This window comes from Methylobacter sp. (genome assembly GCF_036845245.1).
Lineage (GTDB): Bacteria > Pseudomonadota > Gammaproteobacteria > Methylococcales > Methylomonadaceae > Methylobacter_A.
On sequence record NZ_DAIUEH010000006.1, the window covers coordinates 12,851 to 38,081 of the forward strand.

General features: G+C 49.3%; 17 protein-coding genes. 2 read left to right on the plus strand and 15 right to left on the minus strand.

What is annotated here, in order from left to right; genetic code table 11:
- Positions 1-160: 160 nt before the first annotated feature.
- The 7 genes from V7051_RS04290 to V7051_RS04320 form a co-directional block, all read right to left on the minus strand.
- On the minus strand, positions 161-1,354 hold the full coding sequence (locus tag V7051_RS04290; protein ID WP_333873794.1) for an ABC transporter permease: 1,194 nt from the start codon (positions 1,352-1,354) through the stop codon (positions 161-163).
- Between the two features lie 3 nt (positions 1,355-1,357).
- Complete coding sequence (locus V7051_RS04295; RefSeq protein ID WP_333873795.1) at positions 1,358-2,563, minus strand: ABC transporter permease; 1,206 nt, start codon at positions 2,561-2,563, stop codon at positions 1,358-1,360.
- A 135-nt stretch (positions 2,564-2,698) separates the two neighbouring features.
- Positions 2,699-3,358 carry an ABC transporter ATP-binding protein gene (locus tag V7051_RS04300; protein WP_333873796.1) on the minus strand — a complete coding sequence of 220 codons (660 nt, stop codon included), beginning with the start codon at positions 3,356-3,358 and terminating at the stop codon, positions 2,699-2,701.
- On the minus strand, positions 3,355-4,500 hold the full coding sequence (locus V7051_RS04305; protein WP_333873797.1) for an efflux RND transporter periplasmic adaptor subunit: 1,146 nt from the start codon (positions 4,498-4,500) through the stop codon (positions 3,355-3,357). The genes V7051_RS04300 and V7051_RS04305 overlap by 4 nt, the downstream gene beginning before the upstream one ends.
- 155 nt (positions 4,501-4,655) lie before the next feature.
- Positions 4,656-5,633: a FecR family protein gene (locus V7051_RS04310; RefSeq protein WP_333873798.1), complete on the minus strand. Its 978-nt coding sequence runs from the start codon at positions 5,631-5,633 to the stop codon at positions 4,656-4,658.
- 105 nt (positions 5,634-5,738) lie between these two features.
- Positions 5,739-8,129, minus strand: a complete 2,391-nt coding sequence (locus tag V7051_RS04315; RefSeq protein WP_333873799.1) for a penicillin acylase family protein — start codon at positions 8,127-8,129, stop codon at positions 5,739-5,741.
- 37 nt (positions 8,130-8,166) lie between these two features.
- Positions 8,167-9,837: a cyclic peptide export ABC transporter gene (locus V7051_RS04320; protein WP_333873800.1), complete on the minus strand. Its 1,671-nt coding sequence runs from the start codon at positions 9,835-9,837 to the stop codon at positions 8,167-8,169.
- A gap of 574 nt (positions 9,838-10,411) precedes the next feature.
- Here V7051_RS04320 and V7051_RS04325 point away from each other — a divergent pair.
- Both V7051_RS04325 and V7051_RS04330 read left to right on the plus strand, forming a co-directional pair.
- On the plus strand, positions 10,412-10,912 hold the full coding sequence (locus V7051_RS04325) for an RNA polymerase sigma factor (RefSeq protein WP_333873801.1): 501 nt from the start codon (positions 10,412-10,414) through the stop codon (positions 10,910-10,912).
- A gap of 171 nt (positions 10,913-11,083) precedes the next feature.
- Entirely contained in the window at positions 11,084-11,305 is a 222-nt protein-coding gene (locus tag V7051_RS04330) for an MbtH family protein (RefSeq protein WP_333873802.1), read from the plus strand.
- A 426-nt stretch (positions 11,306-11,731) separates the two neighbouring features.
- Here V7051_RS04330 and V7051_RS04335 read toward each other — a convergent pair whose 3' ends face one another.
- From V7051_RS04335 to V7051_RS04370, 8 genes are all read right to left on the minus strand, one after another.
- Positions 11,732-13,039 carry a hypothetical protein gene (locus V7051_RS04335; protein ID WP_333873803.1) on the minus strand — a complete coding sequence of 436 codons (1,308 nt, stop codon included), beginning with the start codon at positions 13,037-13,039 and terminating at the stop codon, positions 11,732-11,734.
- A gap of 227 nt (positions 13,040-13,266) precedes the next feature.
- Positions 13,267-14,697: a TolC family outer membrane protein gene (locus V7051_RS04340; RefSeq protein WP_333873804.1), complete on the minus strand. Its 1,431-nt coding sequence runs from the start codon at positions 14,695-14,697 to the stop codon at positions 13,267-13,269.
- The gene (locus tag V7051_RS04345; RefSeq protein ID WP_333873805.1) at positions 14,694-17,732 is read right to left on the minus strand and encodes an efflux RND transporter permease subunit; all 3,039 of its coding nucleotides are present in this window, start codon (positions 17,730-17,732) and stop codon (positions 14,694-14,696) included. Before V7051_RS04345 ends, V7051_RS04340 begins: the two co-directional genes overlap by 4 nt.
- 3 nt (positions 17,733-17,735) lie before the next feature.
- Complete coding sequence (locus tag V7051_RS04350; protein WP_333873806.1) at positions 17,736-18,863, minus strand: efflux RND transporter periplasmic adaptor subunit; 1,128 nt, start codon at positions 18,861-18,863, stop codon at positions 17,736-17,738.
- Between the two features lie 83 nt (positions 18,864-18,946).
- Complete coding sequence (locus V7051_RS04355) at positions 18,947-20,947, minus strand: carbamoyltransferase family protein (protein ID WP_333873807.1); 2,001 nt, start codon at positions 20,945-20,947, stop codon at positions 18,947-18,949.
- Positions 20,948-21,072: 125 nt separating this feature from the next.
- Positions 21,073-22,440 (minus strand): glycosyltransferase, encoded by a 1,368-nt coding sequence (locus tag V7051_RS04360; protein ID WP_333873808.1) that lies wholly within the window; start codon positions 22,438-22,440, stop codon positions 21,073-21,075.
- A gap of 160 nt (positions 22,441-22,600) precedes the next feature.
- Entirely contained in the window at positions 22,601-23,944 is a 1,344-nt protein-coding gene (locus tag V7051_RS04365; protein ID WP_333873809.1) for a nucleotide disphospho-sugar-binding domain-containing protein, read from the minus strand.
- A gap of 27 nt (positions 23,945-23,971) precedes the next feature.
- On the minus strand, positions 23,972-25,192 hold the full coding sequence (locus V7051_RS04370; RefSeq protein WP_333873810.1) for a PepSY-associated TM helix domain-containing protein: 1,221 nt from the start codon (positions 25,190-25,192) through the stop codon (positions 23,972-23,974).
- Between the last annotated feature and the right edge of the window lie 39 nt (positions 25,193-25,231).

Sequence of the window (25,231 nt, forward strand, 5' to 3'; positions counted from 1 at the left end):
GCCGGTAGAAATCGCATAAAAAATAATGGCAAAGCGAGAGATATTCTCTGCTAGCGAGGGGCTCATGCTTCGGCTCATCTATTCCCTATGTTGAGTTGATTTTTAATTTATTCATGGTGCTAACCTTTGGTTTTGATGCCGGCAACAACTATGCAAGAAATCACTCGGCCCGCAAAGCCTCCAACGGCTCCAAGCGAGCGGCTTTCATGGCCGGCGCGACTCCAGCGGCTATGCCGATCAGCAATGAGATCATAAAAGCCGCGATGATATAGGCCCAGGCCAATTCCACCGGCAAAGCGGGCAGTGCGGCATCAAGTATCCAGACGATAGTCATGCCCAACAACACGCCGCATAGTCCGCCTGCACCGCTTAGCGCCAGGGCCTCGCACAGAAACAGCTGAAAAATGGTTCTGCGTTCTGCGCCGATTGCCCTCAGCAGGCCGATTTCTGAAATCCGTTCGGAAACAGCGATAGTCATGATGGTTAATATGCCGACCGAACCGACAAGCAATGAAATACTGCCCAACGCCGCTACTGCCAGGGTCAGGATATTCAAAATGGAATCCATGCTTTTCAACATCTGGTTCTGAGTGACGATGGTGAAATCTTCGCTGCCGTGGCGGGCAACCAGGTTTCGCTTGATCGATTTTTCTACTTCGGCAACCGCAGCAGTGCTTCTATACAGCAGGTGAATTTCCATCAGGCTTTCCCTGTCGAACAGCTCCAGCGCCTTGGCGGCCGGGATGTAAACGGTGTCGTCCATATCAAAGCCGATCATCTGGCCTTTTTTTTCCATCACGCCGACGACCCGGAACCGATCACTACCGATCCTGATGCGCTGGCCTAGCGGGCTGGCGGTGCCGAACAGTTCGCTCGCCAATTTATTGCCCAACACTGCAAAAGCGCGCGGATTGCCCTCTTCCGGAAAAAAACGCCCGCTGATGACCTTGATTTTCCATATCTCCGGCACGGCCGAACCGACTCCCAACACATTGGTGCGTCGCTGCTTTTCCCCCGCTTCAACACGCGCATTGCCTTGTACCAGCGGGGATGCGGCGATGATGTTTTCCACTTTACTCAAACTGACCGCATCAGCTATAACCAGCGGCCTAACCGTGCTTATCGATGCGCCCGATACGCCGAAGGTGGTGGTTTTGCCGGGATGAACGCCGATCAGGTTGGTGCCGAACTGGGTGAATTCGGCCAATACAAAAGTATGAATGCCCCGTCCTATCGAGGTTAATACGACCACCGCCGCGATGCCGATAATCAGCCCTAACGCGGTCAGTGCCGAGCGCAGTTTGTGACTGATAACCGTCCGGTATGATAATAAGATCAGGTCGGTATAGTGCATATCTTAGCGCTTTGCCAATGCGGCAACAGGATCGAGCTTGGCCGCTTTCCTGGCCGGTAATACGCCGAACAACAATCCGGTCAACAATGACACCGCCAAAGCGGCAAGCAAGGCCCAACCTGGCAATTCCATCGGAAAATCCGGATACAGCGCCTGCAACACGCCAAGGGTTATGTAACCCAGCATCACGCCCAGCACTGCCCCGGCCAACGACAACATCGCCGCCTCGCTTAAAAACAGCCACAGCAACTGCCGCTTGGTCGCGCCTAAAGCTTTCAGCAGGCCGATTTCGGCGGTGCGTTGCGTGACGCTGACCAGCATTACGTTCATCACCAACACACCGGCCACCGCCAGACTGATTCCGGCGATACCGGCTACGGTCAGGGTCAATGCAGTCAATATTTTATCGAAGGTACTGACCACGCTGTCCTGGGTAATCAGCGTCACATCGTCTTCGCCTTCATGACGCGCCTTGATGATGTCTTTGATTTCATCGACCGCCTTATACATATCGGGCTTGGATTTGGTTTCAACCAGTACCCTGAATAATGAGTGGGTATCGAACAAAGCCTGCGCCGAAGCCACCGGAATAATCACGATTTCGTCAAAATCGATACCGACCGATTGCCCTTCCGACGCCAATACGCCGATCACCCGGAAGCGCCGGTCATTGATGCGCAGCCATTGCCCAAGCGCCGGTTGATTGGCAAACAATTCCTTGCGTATGGTTTGGCCGATCACGCAAACCGACAGCGTTTTATCGATCTCGGCTTGGGGCAGGAAGCTGCCTTGCGCCACGGTCAATCGGCGCACCCGTCTTAATGCGTGCGTCGACCCCAGAATATTGGTTTCCCGTTCCAGACCTAGCGATGAAACCGGTGCGGAACCGATCGTCAACGGTGCGATCGCGGCAATATGATGGCTGCGGAATAAAGCCTCGGCATCGTCCAGCGTCAAGTCCCTCGGCGTTTCGCCAAATAGCGGCGGCTGTCCGCCTGTGGTTTCGGTGCGTCCCGGCAACACGATAATCAGATTTGTACCCAATGCTTCAAACTCGTTAACCACATAACGGCGGGCGCTCTCACCCAAGGCAGTCAGCACTGAAACAGAAGCAATGCCTATGCTCATAGCCAGGATAATCAGTCCCGCACGTAAACGCTGGGTGCTGATGGCAGCTAAGGCTTGGGTTAGCGTGTCTTTAATGAACATGGTTTCCTAGCTAGACTTTTCTAGATATAGATTCAATTAATTCACCACGAAGGCACGAAGAGCGCGAAGGAAAGCTAAAAACTTCGTTCTCTTCGTGCCTTCGTGCCTTCGTGGTGCATTTTTATACATCCTCATTCACCCGATCCGCCCATCGACAATACGAATCTTCCGCCCTGCCCTGTCGCCCAAATTCTGGTCATGGGTAATAATCATCAGCGTTACGCCCTGCCGGTTAAGGCCTTCCAGCAACTCGATAATTTCCATGCCGGATTTACTGTCGAGATTGCCTGTCGGCTCGTCGGCCAATAAAATCTCCGGCCGCATGATCATGGCTCTGGCAATGGCGACGCGCTGTAGCTGTCCACCGGAAAGCTGGTCCGGCCTGTGGTCGGCCCGGTCTTGCAGGCTGACCGACGCCAATGCCTCCCGCACCCGCTGTTTGCGTTCATTAACCGCCACGCTGGCCAGTATCATCGGCATTTCAATATTTTCAGCCGCCGATAAGCGCGGAATTAAATGAAAAAACTGAAACACAAAACCGATGTTTTCGCGGCGGACTTTGGCTAGCTCGTCATCGCTAAGCTGGGTAACCGGCTGGTCGTTTAACAGGTAGCGGCCTGAGCTAGGCTGGTCAAGCAGGGCGATAACATTGAGTAAAGTCGATTTACCGGAACCCGACGGTCCCATCACCGACACATATTCGCCTTTTTCAATGGTGATAGTAATGTCATTCAAGGCGTGAACGGTCTGCTCACCGACCTGAAAATAGCGGTGGATATGTTCCAGCTGTATCATTTTTGTATGCGGGCATGAGCGCCTGCAACCACCCCTTCCCGGCCTACCGACAGCACCACTTTATCGCCGACATTCAGGCCCGACAATACTTCCACGGTATTCCAGTTGACCAGCCCCGGCTTAAAGCTGCGCTCCTCCAGCAAACCGTCGTCGCGCATCACCAGGACCTTGTTATTTTCCAATACCGCTTCAGCTGGCACTCTGAGCGCCTGCGATTTACTGGACAACAACACTTCAATATCGGCGCTGTAACCGGGCAGCAAGCCTTTAAGGTCTTTCGGGTCGGTTAATTTAACTTCAACTTCGACGGTGCGCGCCTGCTTTTCTTTTTCCAATACATAGGGCGCAATACGGCTTACCGTACCGGAACAACGTTTTTCAGGAAATGCATCCAACGATACGCAAGCGCTCATGCCGGTTTTGATCTGCGGCGCATCGACTTCATCAATCGGAGCGGACACATACAAGCAACTGACATCCAGCAAGTCGATCGCGGGCAAGGTTGGAATGCCGGGCGGCGACGGCGTGATGAACTCCCCCAGTTCGGCATTGATTTCAGCCACGGTGCCGTCGAAAGGCGCAACGACCAGGGTACGCTCAACAGCGGCCTGAGCCGCATCACGGGTGGCCTGGCTAACGGCAATAGCTTCAAGCGCGGCATTGCAGGATGCCCGCTTGGCGCGTGCGCCGGTCGCTTTGGTATCGACCTGTTCTTCGGAAATAAGATGATCGAACTTTTGCAAACGCAACGCACGATCCGCCTCACGTTCGGCGCCTGCGCCAAGCTGGCAGGCTTGTTCGGCCGACGCCCGGTTCGCTCTGATTTGAGCATCCTGCAATTTGACCTGCGCTTTCAGATCCTTATTCCATATCTCCAGCAGCAACTGATTTTGTTTAACAATGTCGCCTTCCTTAACATGCAATTCGGCAACCTGCCCGCCTGTTGCAGGCGCAAGGTATGCGCGCCGACAGGCTTTAACCGTACCGACGCGGGTATTGGATACCGTTGCCCTGACCTCGCCTTGTTCAAGTGTGACTATTTGAACATCAATCAACTTCGGCTGTTTAGTAAAAAAATAAAACCCAACAATCAGCGCAAGGCCAATGATGATAAAGATTGGTTTTTTGCCCAGTGCAGTCATAAGTTGTAGCCAAAGTCGTTTACGTTAGAGCGTCTGTTAAGCCCAATCGTCAAGAGTACTGATTAACCGGATGTTGCACAATGGCTAAGAAATTTTTATCGTGAAAGCTATAGAGTTTTATGTTTCATTCCCAAGCTGGAGCGGGGAAATCAGCATCACCCGATAATCACCAGCCAATCGGTCAGGTAGGTCATTTTTATCGACAGGTTTCTGCCCAATACTTTCAGCATGTCGTCCGACTCACGCAAATTGATGCGGCCGTTGATCTTGAGTTCCCGCAAGCTATTGTCTTTATAAATCACCATACCGGTTCGGTAGCGGCGGATCTGGCTAATAACACTTTCCAGAGGGGCATTCTCAAACACTAAAAAACCGTTTACCCAGGAAGTTGCCAGTACGGAATTCAGCAACCGGGTTTCGCCAAGTCCTTCGGCATCAATCGATACAATCTCGCGATCATGCAAAACCACAGGCTGCTTCAAAGTGCGCCGGTCAATCACTTCAACCCGGCCAGACATAACTTTAACTTCGTCGCTGTCACTCTTTTCATGCACAAAAAACCGGGTTCCCAATACACGGGTCGTCGAATGACCGGCCTGGACAATAAACGGCCGGTCAGGGTCGGGCTTGACTTCGAAATAGACTTCGCCTTTCAGCAGCTCGACCTTGCGTTGCGGGCCATCCATGTTAACTGCGATGGAACTGTCGGTATTAAGCATCGCAGTGGAACCGTCATCGAAATACACGGTTTTGCGTTCGCCCACCTTGGTCGAATAGTCGCCTTGCATTAATATCGCAACTTCGTTGCCGAACAACAAGGTTAAGACCAGACAGGCTGCTATCGCCAGCGGCAGTTTAAAATAAACGGAGCTTGTTTTCTTTTTCGGTGCGATGTGATGTTTTTGGGCGGATTCACCGAGTGCTTGCAGCAAACCGGTATCGCCCCAGAGTTTGCTGATTTCATTAAAGGTTTCTCGGTGCAAATCAGCCTGGTTCAGCCATAAAAGAAATGACGCTTTTTCTTCGCTGGAAACATTGTCGGCCCGTAACCGTATAAACCAGGCCACCGCTTGCTCATCAATGTCGTTATCAAGCTCGGTTTCCAAACTGTTATTCTCGTTTTCCTGTTTCATAGGTCACTACTCAGTTTTTTCATAAAAAAGCTCTCCGTAGGCCGAATAAGCGAGCAGCATAACCGGCGACCATCCACAGAAATTGCTCATACTCCGCCTGGAATTTTACTTGCTATCCGGCTGTAGCAGCAAGGCGTGTTCCGGCTTTCCGGCTGTCAGTGGCATCGGCAAGCCCTTGAGCCAATAGTTCTGCTGATCGCGGTAATAAGGCGACAGGGGCTGGCCTGATTGGCCGCCGGGCATGTGCAGGATGGCGTCGTCAAAATGACCCGGCGAAACAACCAAGCGTTCGCTCGCGCCAAAACCGGGACCTGTCGCGCGCACGCAAAAAGCGCAACCCGGCAATGCTTCGCTCGGCATATCCAGTAAATCGCTCAGTATCGGCAATGCCTTGGAAAATGGATGCGCATGCTTGACCTTATTCTGTGCGCCCCAATTCAATTCTCTTAACGCCACCCCCGGATGTTGGGTTTGCAGTTGCTGTAAGCTGTGTTTCAACTGTCCCAGAATAAAATCGTTCCAATTTTGGTAATGCACCGCATCCGGTACCGCCTGCAACGGCTTTTCGGTTAACAGGGCCTGCAACGGCGTATCGATATAAGCCCATGCGTAATTGAAACTTTTATCGGCATCCCGGCTGGTCGACAACAGCGGTTTAAAGACCGCCTCGATCAATTGCTTACGAAATTCGACCAGCAACGCAAAACCCAGGCTATCGGCATCGGCCCGGCCGTTCCAGGCCAGCAGATAATCGCGCACTTCGGCCAAATCCGGCTGCTTCGCAATCGCCTCGTCAGTCAGACTGTTCAAAGCCAACTGTTGGTAGAAGACATAAAACTCGCTTTCGGTATCAAGTTGCAGGTTGAACATAGCCCATTCGCCAATCTTGGGCATTTGCGTCAATTGCTGGGTAATTCTGTAGGCACGATATCCGTTGCCGAACTGATGGCCGATCACATGCGGATAACTTTTAGCGAAACGGCGGTCGTTGGCGGACACCAAAATGCCTTCGGGCGGGTCGATGACGCGCGGCAAATCCACGGGCTTGAGATAACCATTCCAGCCCACGCTGCCGTCCGCCCATGAGCGACTGGTCAAACCGTCATTACCGAAGCGCTTGGGGATCTTGCCCATCAGCGTCCAGGCGATACTGCCTTTATCGTCGGCCAATAAAACATTCAACTGCGGACCGCCGGTGCTGTTGACGATTTTTACCGCTTGCTCCAGCGTTTTGCTCTGTTCCAAATCAAACAAATTTAAATTGATCGCATCGGCATCCAGCGCTACCCAATGGATTGCCACTTGCTGATCCAGCAACGGCTGGTTGGCAACAGGTCCCCAGCGCGTCTGCTTGACTACGATTTGTTTGACCGCGCCGCCTTTAACGACTATGGTTTCCGGATATTCCTCAAAACGTTGCCATTGCCCGCCTACCCGGTATTCACCGGGATTAGCGGGATTGATATCAAGCTGCACCAAATCCAGGAAATCGCCGGAGAGATTGGTGGCTCCCCAGGCAATATGGCGATTACTGCCGGCAATCAACAAAGGCGTACCGGGCAAGGTCAAGCCCGCGGCATGAGTACCGCCGTAATTCAGCTCAATGCGATACCAGATATTAGGCACCGATATGCCCAAATGCATGTCGTTAGCCAAAATAGCCCGCCCATCCCAGGTCTTCTTGCCGCTGACTGCCCAGGCATTGGAACCGGCCATGAAATCGGGTTGTTGGACCAGTTGGGTTAACGCGGCCTTATCCGACGGCTGATCAGCTAATGCGGTTGCCAAAGCCTCAACAGGAATCGCTTGTGCCGGGCGCAACGATTCGGCCTGTTTTTGCAGCTGTTCGGTGTAAAAATCGGTGTCGGGCGTTAAAAAACGCATCATGGCGTCCGGCAAGGTTTTTTCCATTACGCTCAGCATGCGCTCGCCGCGCTCCTCCCAGGCAGTCAAGTTCTCGCACATGCCTAATACGACCAGCAGACTGTCCTCCTGAGTCCAAGGCTCGGGGCGATACCTCAATACGGTAAACTCGAAAGGCAGTTTGCCGGACTCTGTGATATAGCTGTTGACGCCGTCGGCATAGCTTTGTAGATAGTGCTGATGATTGGGCGGCAGTTTGTTCAATATCGTTTTCGCTTCCCGATGAAAGCCGTAGGTTCTGGCCTTGATGTCGCTGTCCAGCGCCATATCGCCGAAAATTTCCGCCAAGCGCCCGGCGCTTTTACGGCGCATCAGGTCCATCTGAAACAGGCGGTCGCGGGCGGTAACATAGCCCAATGCTCGAACCGCATCGGCACGGTTAGCGGCATTGATGACCGGTATGCCGTGCACATCGGTATCTACGTGAACTTCCGCCGTAAGCTTATCCAGCTTCACTGTGCCGTCCAGTTGCGGCATGGCGTTATGTAAAACCCAAAAACCGACGCCAATGGCTATCGCCACCACGCTCGCCACCGTTAAAACGGCATATAAAATAATTTTTCGAATATTCACCTTGTTATCCTGTTGTTTAACCGATTGCGACATACCGTTAATTATAAGCTTGTACCGCATCCTCCTTCGGCTGTACCTGTTTTCCTATTGCTACAGGTTTTTCCATAGCTACAATCTGACCTTCTTCGAGCTTAATGCAGCGATCCGCCAAGTAAAAATAACGGTCGTCGTGGCTGATGATCAATACTGTCTTGCCTTGAGCTTTCAAGGCCGGCAACAGTTCAGTATAAAATAAATGCTTGAATTCAGGATCCTGGTCTGCCGCCCACTCATCGAAAACATAAAAAGGCCGGTCTTCCAAATAAGCGACCAACAACGCCAAACGCTTGCGCTGACCTTGCGACAAATCCACCGAAGAAAAACGCCCGTTATGAACTTTCACTTTATGGTGTAAGTGCAGGCGTTGCAAATAATCGTCGATAAGCACTTGGTTGTTCCCGTTACCGACGCCATACAATTCGTCAAACAAATAAAAATCCGAAAAAATCACTGAGAAGTTTTGCAGGTAATTATCCTTGTTACTGTCATCGACAGGCTCTCCATTCCAACGAATAAACCCTTGCTCAGGTTTATAAAGTCCGATCAGCAGCATTGCCAGTGTCGTCTTGCCGCTACCGTTGCCGCCGATTAAAAATACCAGCTCACCGGACTTAAAGTCCAGGTCGATAGGCCCCAGGGTGAAATTGCGATTTTCTTTTTCCCGATGAAAACTGTGCGTCACACCTTGTAGCGACAACGTGGAAAACATTGCGCAAAGCTCCGGTGTATCAGCCACATCGGATTGTTGTACTTGCATTTTGAGCTGATCGCCTAATTGCCGGACTTTTTGTAACGACACATTGGCGCGGCTAAATACCGGCAAACTGGTAGTGAGTATGGCCAATGGCGACATCATAAACAAAAATACCAACGCATAGCCGCCGATTACCTTCTGATCAATCAGCTGCCAAACAGGAAAAACATAGAGGATTACGCCTATGACCAAATAATACAGCAGCTGCGCCCACTGGTTTACCAACAAATAAGCCACTGCTCCCCGAAATGAATATTGGCGATAGGCTTCGGCACTGGCCGCCAGCGACTGCGCCATGAACGCGTCGCTACGCTGCCGGTGTAACTTCAATTCACGAATGCCTTCCGTCAAAGCCCGAAAACCGTTGCTAAGCACATCATATTCCTCCCGCGCCTTGAGCATGGCGTTTTTAGGCAATTCTCTGAACAAACTTGAGCTCAAAACCCCGAATATAATCACTCCGCCCAAAACCAACGCCAACTGCCAGGACAGCCAGCTCAGGTAAGCCATACAGCCGGCCACGACAGCGAAATTAATGCACACGACCGGTAATAATTGACTGGCATTGGCAATCGCCGATATGTCCTCGGTCAAATTGGCCAATAACGCCGACTTGCCGAGCTTTTGCAGATAAGGATAAGGCGCGGCAAGAATCAAGCGGCTGATTTGAATGCGAAGATTACACACAATTTTAGCACTGAGCCGATTGAGCAAATAATGCGATAGAAATCCGCTGGACAATACCGCAACGGACAATCCGCCAAATAGCCACGGCAAAAGCTTAGCATCCAAGGTATTCGACAACGTCGAATTAATCAGCGCCACCAAAGCCGCACTGCTTAATCCGCTGATAATGCCGGCAACTAATACGCCAACAATCGTTAGCCAGGATGACCGGCACAAAAAAACTAACATAAAATATTTTCCTTTAAGCTTGCGTGCACACAATTCAATGCGTTAGAACAAATCTTTCGTTATGCCGCATATCAGACCTAAAAACCGGAGTAGGCTTGATAATAGGACGCCTTAAAGCCTTTTTAACCTCATCCGCCCTGCTTAAAAAATGCCGCTAAACAAAAGCGCCCGACATTGACGCGTAGCATCAATACTATCCATCACAACGTCTTAATCTTTTAAATAACTATGTTATATAACACTTTTTAAATGCGTCATATAACGCACTTTCCAAGCATCCACACAACACTTCACGCTAACCAATTGAAATCATGAGCATATAAAAGTGGCACAGCCATTGCTTTATAACCATGACCAGCACTTTGAGAGCGTCTCAAGCATCCATCTGATCGACATGCGACAACCGTACTATTCTCCGGTTTACCAGACTCGTTACAAAGTGCTTATCTGTATGCCGATAGCCCAAGAAAATCATTAATGCTGTTAACCCCAAAACTGAATCCGCCCTTATTCCGATGCTGAAGGCGTAACAACAAAGTAAACATTCTTAACAACAACGAAGAGGGATTTGAACTTGAACATAGAAACCATTTACTTAAATCACCAGTCCGAACTGCAGTTTCATTTGACCCGGATTGTCAACTGTCCGGATATAGCTGCCGATCTTGCTCAAGAAAGCTTCATTATTTTTTTCCGCGAAGCACAAAAACAAACTATCGATCATCCGCGCGGCTTTCTGTTCAGAGTTGCCAAAAACCTTGCTTACGATCACATCAAGCATCGAAAAGTAACTGAAAATTATGAACAAACGAAAGAACAAAACCCATCCCCGCAAAGCGAATTCCCTTCCGCCGAGAAACTTGTATCCGTCGACGAAAGATTGGCTGCCGTCACGCGGATATTGGATGAGTTGCCTTTGCGCACTCGGGAGATATTTATCATGAATAGAGTTTACGGCATGACCTATGCCGAAACCGCCAAGGAACTCAACATCTCCGATAGTTCCGTCGAAAAACACATGGCCAAGGCGCTCCTGCATTGCCGTAAGCAATTCAAAACCCATAGACTGGATTAGCATGACAACTGAGGTATTTTGCCGCTTCTATCGTCTCCTTTACGGAAACCATCCCATCGCACTCCAAAATTCGGCACCTTTAACTCTCTTCTGCCAAAAAGGGAGAGCTGATTTTAAAAAACCGAATTTGATGTGCGAACACTAACAGTTATCTATCAACGGAGAAAAACAATGGCTTGGGACGACGAAGAAGACACAATCATTTATCAGGTTGTCGTCAATCACGAACAGCAATATTCAATTTGGCCTGAATACAAAGAAATACCGGGCGGTTGGCGGGCGGCCGGCAAAATCGGCAACAAACAAGAATGCTTGGATCACATCAAAGAAGTCTGGACGGATATGCGTCCGTTAAGCTTGCAGATACACATGCAACAAACGGCGTCGCAATAACTCTTGAATATAGAGGACGGGATTTACATCTCGTCCTTATCTATGTGCCTCCGACCAAGGTTGATCCAAAAAAACCATAGTCTCTAAATTCAAAACATTCTCCTGGCTCATGCCTCAATGGACAATAAATTCAGCTTAAGTAACTGATGTTACGCACGGACCGTATTTCTCCAGCTCACCGTGCCGAGCACCGGAGCTTTAGGCGGGACAAATCGGGAGGATAGCCGATTTGCATGCGCAGCACCCGAAGGGCGAGGCACAATGATGTGCCGAGTGATTAGCCCGCCGGGGTGCTGCATGAATGCGGCAGGTACGACCCCACGGATGGAGAGGTAGAATGACAAAAGAAAGTAACTCGCCTTCGGGTGCGCCAAACCCGATTCAAATAACTGTCGCGCTATCGACACCTTCTATCCTGCGGTTCGATCAATCGTAAAGCAATAGATCGCACGCGGCCTCAGGTTCTGTTTTGAGGGTATCCTCTACTTCACCCGCCTGAACAGACGATATGAGGCGCGGAATGAATTGATTCATTTTTTTCGACCTTAGCTTAAGTTCCGGATAGCTGCCCTGCGCCTCGTTGCTTTTAAGCGAATAAAACTTCACGGCACGAGCAAAATAACGCGAATAGTTATCCCGGGAAACGAAAAGTGCAACCATATCCAAATACAAATGGGGTATGCAGGTATTAAACCATTTGCCCAAGAAAAAATTGACTATATTCATCGCCACGGATTGATTGGCGCATGCGAAAGGATGCAATTGTGCGAAACGCTGATGAAAAGCGCCGAGCGCCGAAATTGCCTCGGCTGAATTTTCATCGCTGACCGAAGAGGGCAAGGCCGCAAGCATTGAACAAAGCTGCTCAATTTGCCCGGTAAACGGTGCGGCCGGCGGCCTGTACACTATTTTATCGGCCAATATTTTTCCAGCTCCCCAATCTTGCCCTCCTTCTTTCCAGCAAACCGCAAATTGATCCGTCAAAGGAATAGCCAACGAAAAAGCCACCATTTTCAGGTAGGCCAAAAACTCATTCGGTAAAGGGATATGGACATTCTCGGTTCGGAAATGGCCGGGCCAAACCGACACATCCGAAACTTGCGACTGCGGTTTATAGAAAGAAGTCAGCCCCGATCCCATTAGAGTAAGCAGATGAAGACGCCGCAATCGCTCTAGCAACTCCTGTGTACTGCCTTTAAAACAGGACGATTCAAGCTCCGCCCGTACATTCTTCATATTTTCCCAGTAAACCCGGACGATATGGTACGGGGAAAGCGGGAACCGTCCTATGGATACACCGGGAATGGCCGACTCAAGGGACTTTACCGCAGCAGGCAGAACGATGGCTGTGCCGAGCATACAATTAACGGTATCCAGGATCTTATCCGACTCCATTGGCTTCGCAAGATGGCCTGATTCCAACAGTTCGCTAAAAGTTAACGCCCCATCAATATGCTCTAAAATACGCTCAACCTCCTTAGCTTGTTGTTCCAGTACTATTTCCCCATACTCCGATTCAACCAACGTATATCTGCCGATAGCCCTGGTACGCACCTTAGCCGCCAATTCAGGAATATCGTCCAAACATAATTCGAATCTCGGCTCGTGTATTTCAAACAGCCCCTCGGCTAATGTCCGTCTGACACGCTTGGCCTGTTGTGTAGGATGCTTATGCCACTCCAGATACCGGAAATAATTAACCGGCAACTGCAGGATCATATTCTGCTCATTCATTTTTTCTCCTTACCGCATTTAAACCCAAATTAAACACAAAAATCAGCTTGAGTGTGTATCTGCTCTTACGACGATAGCGCAGACTTTCATCCTAAAAACCGCAGTTGGGGCGTGTGCAAACCGTTCATGCCGGGCCTGTCGAAGCATGAACGGCTTGCACATCCTCATTCATTTTGATCATTGCCTTATCGCATTCTTGTGAGAAGCAGCCCCAAGTCGGCGTCCCCCTATAACAACGGCTTACTTTCAAGCCACTGATTCACCTTGGCAAGATCAGCGGGCGACAAAGTCCCGACCGCCTGTTTCAGGCGCAACGTGTTCAGCAAATAGTCGTAGCGGGCTCGTGCGTAGTCTTTTTGCACCCGCAGCCGTTCGCGCTCGGCGACGATGACATCCAGTGCGGTGCGGCGACCGGCTCTAAAACCGGCTTCAGTGGCTTTGACTCCGGTTTCGCTCGAGCGCAACGTCTGTTGCAAGGCATTAACCCGGCTGATGCCCGCTACGACGCCCAAAAAGGCCTTGCTGGCGGCTCGATGCACGGTTCTCTGTTCCTGTTTTAACGTAGCCAGCGCCGCACGATAGCGGTGCTCGGCCTCCCGCGTTCTTGAATTAACACGTCCGCCCTGATAAAGCGGTACGTTCAGGGACAAGCCGACAACGGTATCCTCAATATCCGCAGTACCGAAACGTCCGCCTGAAGTCGAGAAGGTATGGCTGCCGACGACATCCAGTGTGGGCAGGTGTCCGGCTTGCTGGATGTCGATTGCCGCCTTTGCTATTTGTGCCGCTTGTTCACTAATGAGCAGCCCGAAATTCTGCATCAGCGCCTGATTAACCCATTCTTCCTCAATAGCGGGATCGGGTTTGACCAACGGTATTTCATTTCGCAAACTGGCGAGCCGGTCATAGTTAACGCCCGTCACTTCCTGCAAACTTTCGTTGGCATCGCGCAGCAAATGCTCTGCCTCAACGGTATCCGCCAAGGCCCGGTCGTAACCCGCCTGGGCTTCCTGCACGTCGGTCAGCGCGAGAAATCCCACTGCCTGGCGCTGCCGGGTTTCGTTAAGCCCACGGGCAAGCGTTTCCTGTTGTGCCTGGGCAAATTGGAGATTTTCATTGGCGGCAAGCAAGTCGAAATAGCGCTCGGCAACCCGCAACATCAGGGCAATCTCGGCTGCGGCATATTCGGCCTCAGCCTGGGCAATGCGGCTGTCTGCCTGTTGCCACATAACGATGCGATCATAGTGCAGCAAAGGCTGCGTCAGGGTCAGACTATAACCGCCGCTTTGAAAATGACTGCGCCCGCTGGCGCCTGTGGCATCGGCTCCACTGAATTGAACATTCTGGGAATCCTGATTGATGTTGGCGGCAGCCGTTGCCTCGGGCAAAAACAGCGCGGCACTGGCCTGACTTTGCGTCTCCTGGATTGCGGCAAGGGTTTCCCGTGCCCGTTCCAGTTGCGGGTCTTCTCGTGCGGCGTCCTGGTAGACTGTAAGGAGATCGTTGGCTTGAAGCGGTGTGCTAAGTAAAGCAATAACCAAACTCAGGATGACTCGCCGGTACCGTTTCCCCCCCCAAAATTCAGTAAGGTATTCATGCTTCGACAGGCTCAGGACGAACGGAATTTTGGAGTGCTCAACTGCGTTCTTTAGGCTCATATCGATTTTCTTGTTCTTTTTTGTGTCCAGCCTATCGCCAGCCGATAAATCAGCGGCACCACGAATAAAGTAAGGAGGGTCGAAAAACCCAGCCCCCAAACAATAGCCGTCGCCACCGGCCGCCACAGCGAAGAGGCCTCGTCTCCGGCTACCGCCAGAGGCAACAACCCGGCCATTGTGGCAAAAGAAGTAATAAGGATCGGAATCAGCCGCCTCCGTGCGGCATAGAAAGTCGCATGCACTACATTCATCCCCGCTTCGACCCGGTCATTGGCTGCGGAGAATAACAGGATGGCCGAGTTGACCGTGATCCCGGCCAGCGCGACGCCGCCGTACAGCGTGTAAAGACTGACCGGCTCCCGCGACAGGAGCAGTCCCAAAATAACCCCGGCAAACGCCATCGGTACCTTGAGCAGGATTAGCGCAGGCTGCAAATAGCTGCGGTATTGTGCGCCCAGAATCAAAAAAATCAGGCCCAATCCGAGAAACGCCAAATGCCGAAGGCCGCCAAGACTCTCTTCAATGTCCTCGATCTCGCCCGTCAAATCCAGTTTCACTTCCGGGTGGGCGGCGCTTAAGTCTTGCCATTGCTTGGCAATCCAGTCATTGGCATCACGCACATTCATCTGCTGTGCATCCAGATTGGCTTCCAGGGTGATGACGCGCCGGTAGTTATAATGATGAATCATCTGCGGGCCTTCCCGGCGCTCCGCCACCACCAGATCGGCCAGCGGTACCGCGCCTCCGCCGGGACGGGCGACCGTTTGCCGCAATAAGGCATCGAGGTCTTGATACGGCGCTGTTTTGGACATAACTCGAACGCCAATCGAGTCGGCGCCTTCTCGATAGCTGGCCGCCACTTCGCCGCGCACCAACAGTTTGATGGTGCGCAATACGGTTTCCGGGGCAACGCCGCTACGCTGGATGGCTTCGCCATTGAGGCGCAAATCCAGTTGCGGCGCGCCTCCCTGATAATCGCTGTGCAAATTGCTAAAGGCCGGGTGTTTACTTAGGGCGGCTTGTAAATCTTCAGCGGCCAATCTCAAGGCAAGAAAATCCGAACCGGTCAGTTTCGCCTTGATCGGCGCACCTTGCGGACCGCCACTGGTTTGTCCATTGATTGAGAGTTCCGAAGGACCTACGATTTGCTGTAGTGCCGGCTCTATCAGCGCCAATACTTCGGGCAGCTTCCGGCCGTTCGGAGTGAGATAAACCCGCAGTTCCTCGGGAGGAAGCGCTACGATAGCCTGGAGTTCATCGGTAGTCAGCGATGCGCGTACACGAGTTTCTATTGTATCGAATACCGGATAAGTGCTGTCGGGTTTAGTACCCGGCGGAAACTTGGCCTGAACCGAAAACGAACGCGTAGGTTCCTTGGGGAAAAAATCGACAACAACCCAGCCCCAGACCAGCGCCGCCGCGGCTATGCTAAAGGCAAACAGGGCCGGAAAAAAGGCCCGTCCGGGATGACGCAGGCAACTCAGCAACAGCCGGGTATAACGAACCTGCAACCAATGACTTGCCTGGGTGCGCGTTGCCTGAAAACGTGAAGGACTGGCCAGCATCGGGCCCAACGCCGTGATATGTGCGGGCAACATCCACAACGCTTCAATCAGCGCCGCCAACAAGGCCGCGGTCACTGCAATCGGCACCACCCGCATAATACCGCCGAGGAATCCCGGCAACAGCGCCAACGGCAAAAATGCCGCGATCGTGGTCAGAAATGAACTGATTACAGGCGTTCCGACTTCGTGCAGTGCGTCGAGCGCCGCATCCAGTGCCGCCATGCCTTGCCGGATCCGGTAGGCAATAGCCTCGACCACGACCACCGCATAATCCACCAACATGCCGAGGGCGATCATTACGCCAAGCAACACGCTGGTATTCAGCGTCATGCCCGCCGCTTGCAACATCAGGAAGGTTCCGCCCAAGGCAAAGGGAACTGCTAGCGTACACAGCGCAGCAAGCCGCGAGCCCAAAAATACCCAGGTCATGATCAGCACCAGCAGCAAGCCCCACCACGCCTTGTGCTCCATAATCGAGATAGCGGTTCGGGTGCGAATCGTCTCGTCCTCGGCGAGCAGCAGTTTGACGCCGGTGTGCCCGCTTTCGGCATTACGTGCCTCGATAAAATGCTGCACTTGCTTAATCACTTCGAAAGCATCGGCAGCATTTTTCTTATAAAGCGAAAATAGCCCGGCCGGCACACCGTCGCTACGGGGCATAGGATTGAAACTGTTGTCGCTCCGCGCAATCTCGGCGATGTCGCCCAGCTTTACCACGCCATGAGCACCGACAATGGCCAGTTCTGCCAAGCGCGCAGGAAGATTGCTGCTGCCCACTACCCGCACCAGCCATTCCTTGTCGCCCAACGCCACCGGCCCCGCCGCTTCGTCACGTAAATAGATGCTGACCGTATCGGCAATATCCAGCGGGTTCAAGCCCAGACCTGCCAGCTGTTCAGGGTGAAAAGCGATATGAATTTCCGATTCCGAATAGCCGTAATAATCAAGCTTCTCGATCCCGGAAATTCTTTCCAGGTCGCGTTTGATCTCGCGGATAGTCGCCTTGAAGCGTTCCTGATCACCGCCGCCCTGCACCAGCACGGTGCCTACGCTACGAATGACCGAGCCGGTGTCTCCGAAAACCCAATAGGTCGTGGCTTCTTTGGGAAAAATCGTCGCATACGCCGCCTGTACTTCGCGGCGCAGTTCAGCCCCGCGTTTCTCGAAAGTCGTTCGATCCAGCGAGTTAAAGCGAAGTAATGTGGAGGAATATCCGGCGCCGGTCGTGCTTGAGATGGTTCGCACATCAGCCAGGCGGGCGCGCAATAGTTGTTCGAAAGGCAAGGTTAAGCGTTGCTCGATGTCTTCGGCTGAAAGCCCCGGCACGCCTATCCAGACGCTCATGACGTTCTGGTTCACATCAGGAAACTCTTCTCGCGCCAGACTCCAGTAAGCGAACAGGCCGATTAAAACGACCAAGGCATAGGTAAGATTAGCCAATACATGGTTTTGATAAAATCGCTTAAGCATTCGTTAGCGTCCTTGTAACGGCTCAGCCTTAACATCCGTTCCCTCGCTCAAGCCGAACTGGCCGGTGACGATAAGCTGCGTTTCAGGCGGAAGCGAGATAATTACAGGTCGCCCGCTTTGGCTGCCGGGAAGTGCATGAAAATGCGCCTTGCCATCAGCAATAATGAACACGCCGAGCTGACCGCCGCGCTGCACCAGATATTCGGCGGGGACATGCGGCATGCCCGCCTGCCAAATCAATCGGCCGGCCGCACCGGGATCACTGCGTAGCTCAGTGAAGTCCAAGCGCACCTCCTGTGTGCCGGTTTCAGTGTGGATGGTCGGCAGCACTGCACGTAAACTCAGTGGATAATGTTTGCCGTCGTGTTCGAAAGTCAGTGATTTTGCCTGACGCAAGACATCGGTTTCGCGGCTGGATACCTGCGCAGAAACTTCGGGTTGGGTCATATCAAGCAATTTCACCAAGGCGGTGCCGCGTGCTGCAAACTGTCCTACAGCGATTAAACGCGCCGTCACCACACCGGGGAAAGGCGCATTGACGGTACAATGAGAGATCTGACGGTCGGTGATTTCGATGCGTGCGCCATGAGCGGCAAGGTCGCCGCGTAACACCGCCAGTTGCGAACGTTTCTCCTGCACCTGTTCTTCCGGCAGGGTTTGCTGTGCCGCCAGCGTTTCCGCCTGTTTGAGCTGCCACTGCGCCAGTTCAAGACGCGCCTGAATGGCTTGCCGTTCCGCTTTCAACCTTGACTGTTCCAGTTCGAAATCCTTACAGGCAAGTTTAACCAGCACGGCCCCGGCTTTGACCGTATCGCCTACCCGAACCGGTACCTCAACTACCAAGGCATCCAGTTGAGCGGCGATGGGCGCATCGTTCAGGCTCACGACGATGGCGGGAGCGGCAGACTCAGGATAAATGACCGACTCCGCCAGCATTTGTGTACGAACCAGTACAGGGGCTGCGGCCTGTGTCGAAGCACAAAAACAAAAAAAACAGCCGGCAAGAAGCCAACCTGCGATTGACGGTGTAAGGCTATCCGTACTTTTAACAATAAACGGGATCTCTATAGCGAGTACAAAAGCATTTCCCAGCCTACCGAAGCGCCATCCGGCACCTGTTATTTTCACCATCTCAAAGAATGTCCAATCATATGCTTAATCCGGTTTAATCGTTCACGACAATAGCGTACTTAAAACAACCCTTTATAACGACCTTACAAACTCTGCTTTGGCCGCAACACCAATAATCGATCCGACCATAATCCCGGCAATTCTTCCAAAACCTGCGCTTGCTGCTTCTTTGAAAATCCCAAAGTAAGCATAAGCAGCCCTACCGACTGCTCTCCGTCTGCCGCTTGCAAGATTTTGTACACGACTTCCGACAATGCATACCGCCGTGCGGAATCGTAATTCCAAACCAGCGTATAACTGAAGCTGCGTTCGCTATGATTGATATAGCGATCTTCTCTGAGCAACAACGCAGCTTTCGGCAAGCTGACGATTAAACCGGCCAGTTCCTCGGGCTGCCAGGCTTTTTTACGGGCCAAATAACCGCCCACAATCAGATAGTCCAACCCGGAAGTCAGATAACACACCACGGCATCGTCTATGCTGTCGACAATAGGCTCGGCATTGTTGTTGAACGAGGTATTCAGCAAAATAGGAATGCCGGTTTTGCGGCCGAACGCGTCGATCAACTCCCAATAGCGCGGATTACTCGCCCGGCTTACGGTTTGCAGACGAGCGCTGCCGTCTATATGAGTAATGGCGGGTAATTGTTCGCGCCATTCCGGTTTGACATTCAGTACGAACGACATGAACGGGAAATCGGCATAATCTCCCGGCACCTCGAAAAAATCACGGACTCGCTCTTCCAGTATAGACGGCGCAAATGGCCGGTAACCTTCGCGCATTTTGATCATCGCATTGATCGTCTCCTTGTGCGAAGCGATACGCGGGTCGGCCAGGATACTGCGGTTACCTAAAGACCTGGGACCGAATTCTGAACGTCCTTGCACCCAACCGATCACTGCGCCGTCACTCATCAGATCGGCGACTTGCTCTGATCGGTTAGCCAATTTTTCAATATCCAAAAATGCGCTCCAAGCCTCTAAAGCGTCGCTAACTTCATCGTCATGAATCGGCGTTCCCCAATAAGCGTGAGGAATACGCGTAAAGGGTAATTCCGGTTGCATTTTGTGAGCGGTATAAGCTGCCGCACCGTAAGCACAGCCCGAGTCACCGGCAAAAGATGGCAGAAAAACATCCTCGAATAAACCGGAACGGAGAATTTTGCCGTTCATGCTGCTGTTTTGACCAACGCCGCCACTGATGACCAAACGAGTGTGGCCGGTCACTTGCTGGAAATGACTCAGGATATGCAGAACAATAGTCTCTAACGCTTCTTGTAATGCCGCCGCAATGTCCATATGAACTTGCGTGAACGGAGCCTCCTTTTGTCTGGGATTCAATATACTAAACAGTTCAATTACGCGATCCCGATGTAACGAATAATCGCCATTTGGCAATAAGCTATATAATCGCTCAAATTGTTCTTTATAGATTTCTCTACAACCATAGGGTGAAAGCCCCATAACTTTATATTCATCAAAATGACTATAACCGAGAAAACCTATCACTTCCCAATATAAAAGTCCTAACGAGTCGGTCTCCGATTTACTTAATAAATAATCAAAGTGCTTATTGCGAACATTGATCACATTGGTCGCCAATTCGTCGCCGAGTCCATCTATGGTCAACACAAGGCTATCGCTAAAACCCGACATATAATAAGCCGTTGCCGCATGTGTTGTATGGTGGTCGACAAATACAAGCTGGTTATCCTTTAAGCAATAATTAAATTCCCTTTGAAACAAATAGCGATAAAATTTACGTGCATCTCCAATTTCAGCAAGCAAGGAATTGCTTATCTGATATTTTTTTAATACTTTATTTAAATTATCTTCATTGGAGTAGACCGCAATATAATCTATATCTTCCAGTGTCTTATTGGCTTGCTCCAAACAAAACAGCACTGCAAACCTCCATATTTTATTAGTGTGTTTAATACGAATTAATCGCTCTTCTTCGATTCCGGCAATGACATTGCCATCTTGCATCAATACTGCAGCAGTATCATGATAGGCATTTTCAGATAATCCAAAATACGTATCAAACACTGAGTCGCCACCGCCATTTAAGCCCAAAACCAGCATTGGATTTTTCCTTGAAAAATAAAAATACTATAGTTAATGGTATATTCGAAAAATTATTATAAACATGCCGTTCATAATAAAATCGATATTCCGCAAATAAAACAGAACTACTTTTTACTAAACTATTAAAAAAAAGACGATGTATTGGGTTTAGCTATAAATTCTTCAATTAGCTTAACACTGGGTTTGGCTTCTTCAATTTCCATGAAATATTTCTGCATTGCCTTTATTCGTTCTCTGTATTTAGGGTTAGAGGTTACTTCTTCTATAAGTCCTTGTAATTCCTTTTGGCTGATTTTCTTAAAATCGCCTTTAAGCCCCAAGCCGTGATAAGTTACTCTTGCAACATTGCCCGGTTGATCGAACCATAATGGAAAAACTATCATTGGAACACCAAAATATATACATTCCTTAACGGAATTGGGTCCGCCGTGAGTAATCATTAATGATGCTTTTTTTAACAACTCCAACTGCGGGGCGCGGTTAACAATAATTACATTATCAAAGACAGACTTAAAATGTTCCACCTTCAAATTATTACCAATAGAAATAACCCAATTCCAATCCGGCCATTTTGTTGACGCATCAATAACTGTATTAAAAAAATTTTCATATTCACTATTTGTTAGCCCGGTTAAAGTGCCCAATGCAGAATAAACTAATGGCCGGTCATCATTAATTCTTTCCCAAGGGAAATACTCCTGAACCCGATCCAAATCAATAGAAGCTTCTGCATAGTACCTTTTATTTCTTTTGGCGCCGGGAAAATCAAATTGCTGTGGAAACAAAACCAACTCAAGTATATTTAGCTGAGGGCTTGGCATGTCGGTTAGGCATGCAATATTTTTATAAGGATAATTACAATAATTGGCCAGTTTTCTTATTTGTTGAAAAGACAATAAATCAGGTCCATCTATGACCGAATATCGTTCATGCCAGAACTTTTTAACTTTACAGACCAGCCAAGCTGCTATTATTTTTGTTGTCGACCATAGTGATCCATCTGACATTAATTCAGTATATATAGGCGGAACAGTATGGCTGGCAACTCCACCTAAGACATCAAAAAGATACATGCATTTTAATTTCATTTTATAGATTAATAAGGCCCATACTATTGAATCGTCTAACGATGTTGATATGATCACTAAATCGGGCTGCAGCGTTTGGACAACTTTTTGTAATTCATCGTCTCCGCCTGCCATCAAAAAATTTAAAAAAGCATTAAACCGGGTTTGAAAGTTTCTTTCATCAACAAAATCATTATCGCCAAAAGATTGGCCTATTAAATTTCTATCTTCAAAACATCCTTTTGGAAACCATTTTTCATATACCGGTACAAATTCAAAACCGTTAGCATGAATTACCGGCTGGCAATCAGCAATACCAATGTATGTGATAGTGTTACCACGCAGCTTTAATTCCCTGGCCAGTTTTAAACTTGAATTAATTGTACTTACTATGGGTGGGAAGCAAAAAACAATATTTGACATATTTATTCCAAGATACAGTTTTGTATACGAATAAAATAATGAGTAATAAATACATGAATTCCGACTACATATTTAAAACGGCTATAAATATATTATCTTTTAAACTCACTACCATAATAATATTGACAGATTAATTTAACGTCATAAAAAACAGCATTAATTACAAACATATCGAATTAATAATACTGCTGGCCGATCCTGACTTATCAACCTCTTCAAATTTATTTTTCATCAACTTAACCTGAACTCGGTAATATGGATTTTTAAATATTTGTTCAATCATAAAATATAATATTGAAGCATTAATTTTTTTTATATCGCCTTTTAATCCTAGACCTTGGTGCACAACTCTGGCGGCATTTCCATAATGATCGAACTCCAACGGAAAAACTACCATAGGAACGCCAAACCAAATACATTCTTTAATAGTATTAGTACCTCCATGAGTTATCATAACTTCCGCTTTTTTTAATATATTTAATTGCGGAGCGCTATTAACCAAAACAATATTACTTGGAATCCCGTTAAATTGCTCCACATCTAACTGATTTCCTATAGCAATAATCCAGCTCCATTCTTGATGTTGTTTTGCGGTTTCAATAACTATATTAAAAAAAGCAATACGATCTTGTTTAGTCAGACACTCTAACGAACCTAAGGCACAATAAATTAGCGGTTTATAAGCATCGATTCTTTCCCAGGAAAAAACGGCCTGTTCACGATTCAAATCTATTGATACCCCAGCATAATGACGCCCTACCTGTTCTGCGCCTGGAAAATCAAATTCTTTTGGGCATAGGACTATTTCAGTAAGCTTTAATTTTGGAGCCAACATATCTGTAGAGGTCTCAATTAACTGAAGCGGATATTGATAATGTTTACATAATTTATTAACCCCATAAGATGAACCCAATTGGCTACCTAATATCAAAGAATAAAAAAGCTCTTTAATAAATCTAAACAATAAAAACATTTGCCATGCCAATACGACCCTAAACCTTGAACCCATTGAATCGACAGGGATTATTCCCGTGGTAATCGGCGGTATTTGAGTCGATTTAGATCTACATAAAGTGTCGTGCAAATATATCGTTTTTATACCTGCCTTATAGGCGAGCAGGGCCCAAATAAAAGAATCATAATGCGTAGCGACAACGACTATCAGATCCGGCTTTAGTTCATCGATAACCTTGAAAAACTCTTTATCGTCCCCTGCAATCAGCGCATCAATAAATGCTTTTATATGACCTATATACTGTTTCCCTCTGTTTATTTGTTGCCAAAAGCCTAACGGTGTTTTTTCGTTAGCTTCTCCAACATCTTTTGGAAACCATTTCTCAAATAACGGAATAAAATTAAAACCGTTAGGCTTCACAAATTTTTCACATTGAATCAAGCCCAGGAAGTACACTTGGTGGCCTATCGATTGCAATTCTCTGGCTGTTTTCAAGCCGGCATTTACAGAACCCGCCATAGGATGAACAAAAAACAGGATTGTTGACATTAGTAATATCTATACCAGGAAAAATAATTATTTACTTGAAAGAGGCATGTTTCTAATTGGCTTTGTTCTATGTTTTATCTTCGTTTTGCGTTTCTGCCGCCAACGAATAAAGCCCGTTACATAAAGAATCGTTGGAAGCAATCCGGATATAAAAATCAAAATTCTTCCGCCGAGCCCGAACGCTTCGCCGTTATGCAAAGGATAAAGCCACTGCAAAAAAACATCCCCGGCGGCATTGCTCTCCGGATCGTGTTCCTGCACTATCTTGCCGTTATATTGATCAAGCCATAACGTTCGTGTCGGGCGGGTATGATTAACTTCCTGCGGCGCCCTTTTGACAATACGATAGACATCCCGCTCTCCTTGAGGAAAAAAAATCCATTTATAAGCGCCATCGGGAAAACGTTGGTCGGCTACGGCAACAACTTGAGCCAAAGTAATAGCCTCTGTTGAGTCTATTTCTACCGACATCGGAGCCTTAGGCGCCGACGCCAAAGGCAAAAACAACTTGATAAGACCATCCGCATAATCGGGAAATACCATCTCGATACCTGAAACCAGCACAACCAATAGCACTACAGAGCCATAAAAACCGACCGTTTTATGTAAATCAAAGTTGAAGCGTTCGGCGCTGGCGTGACTTTTAATGGTTAAAGCCTGCATAAGCTTGCCTGAGCTTGGCCACCAAACTATCAGCCCTGTCAATACTGAAAATAGTAGAAACAACGCGACAATGCCGACAATCGTGCGTCCTGCTTCACCCAAAGCCAGTGTGTAATGAAAACGCACGAAAAAATTCATCAGGCTGCCTCGCCACGGATTGCCTGTGTCAAACATCAGCCGTTGTCCGAGGGTGTCGGCATTGTAAGGATTAACAAACACCTGATGCCATTCGCTTTGCCCCAGGACCTGTGCAGGCGTACTGTAAGTAATAATAAACGCTTCATCCTGCCGACCGGGAAATACAAAGGCATACGGCCGGCCCTGTTTCGGAATAACCGCCTTAGCCGCCGCTGCAATCTCATCCAAAGACCGATAAGCCGCTTGTGCAGGATAGCCTTGTACTTTTTTAAGCGCCGGATTCACTGCCGAGTCGATTTCCGGCCCAAATACCGACAAGCTGCCCGCTAAACCAATGAGTACAAATACGGCGCCGGCGAACAAACCGATATAAAGATGCACCCTCAACCACAGCTTGCGGCGGGTTTTGATGTCAAATAAGGAGTTGCTGGCTGTTTTTGAGATCATTATCAAGTAGTGGATGACCATCTATGGCTTCGTTTTCGA

Excerpts from the sequence above, each read along its gene's own strand:
- V7051_RS04345 (WP_333873805.1), bottom strand. The coding sequence starts at position 17,732 with ATGCTTAAGCGATTTTATCAAAACCATGTATTGGCTAATCTTACCTAT.
- V7051_RS04330 (WP_333873802.1), top strand. The coding sequence starts at position 11,084 with ATGGCTTGGGACGACGAAGAAGACACAATCATTTATCAGGTTGTCGTC.
- V7051_RS04355 (WP_333873807.1), bottom strand. The coding sequence starts at position 20,947 with ATGCTGGTTTTGGGCTTAAATGGCGGTGGCGACTCAGTGTTTGATACG.
- V7051_RS04305 (WP_333873797.1), bottom strand. The coding sequence starts at position 4,500 with ATGACTGCACTGGGCAAAAAACCAATCTTTATCATCATTGGCCTTGCG.
- V7051_RS04290 (WP_333873794.1), bottom strand. The coding sequence starts at position 1,354 with ATGCACTATACCGACCTGATCTTATTATCATACCGGACGGTTATCAGT.
- V7051_RS04340 (WP_333873804.1), bottom strand. The coding sequence starts at position 14,697 with ATGAGCCTAAAGAACGCAGTTGAGCACTCCAAAATTCCGTTCGTCCTG.
- V7051_RS04365 (WP_333873809.1), bottom strand. The coding sequence starts at position 23,944 with ATGTCAACAATCCTGTTTTTTGTTCATCCTATGGCGGGTTCTGTAAAT.
- V7051_RS04335 (WP_333873803.1), bottom strand. The coding sequence starts at position 13,039 with ATGAATGAGCAGAATATGATCCTGCAGTTGCCGGTTAATTATTTCCGG.
- V7051_RS04360 (WP_333873808.1), bottom strand. The coding sequence starts at position 22,440 with ATGTCAAATATTGTTTTTTGCTTCCCACCCATAGTAAGTACAATTAAT.
- V7051_RS04300 (WP_333873796.1), bottom strand. The coding sequence starts at position 3,358 with ATGATACAGCTGGAACATATCCACCGCTATTTTCAGGTCGGTGAGCAG.
- V7051_RS04320 (WP_333873800.1), bottom strand. The coding sequence starts at position 9,837 with ATGTTAGTTTTTTTGTGCCGGTCATCCTGGCTAACGATTGTTGGCGTA.
- V7051_RS04295 (WP_333873795.1), bottom strand. The coding sequence starts at position 2,563 with ATGTTCATTAAAGACACGCTAACCCAAGCCTTAGCTGCCATCAGCACC.
- V7051_RS04370 (WP_333873810.1), bottom strand. The coding sequence starts at position 25,192 with ATGATCTCAAAAACAGCCAGCAACTCCTTATTTGACATCAAAACCCGC.
- V7051_RS04350 (WP_333873806.1), bottom strand. The coding sequence starts at position 18,863 with ATGGTGAAAATAACAGGTGCCGGATGGCGCTTCGGTAGGCTGGGAAAT.
- V7051_RS04310 (WP_333873798.1), bottom strand. The coding sequence starts at position 5,633 with ATGAAACAGGAAAACGAGAATAACAGTTTGGAAACCGAGCTTGATAAC.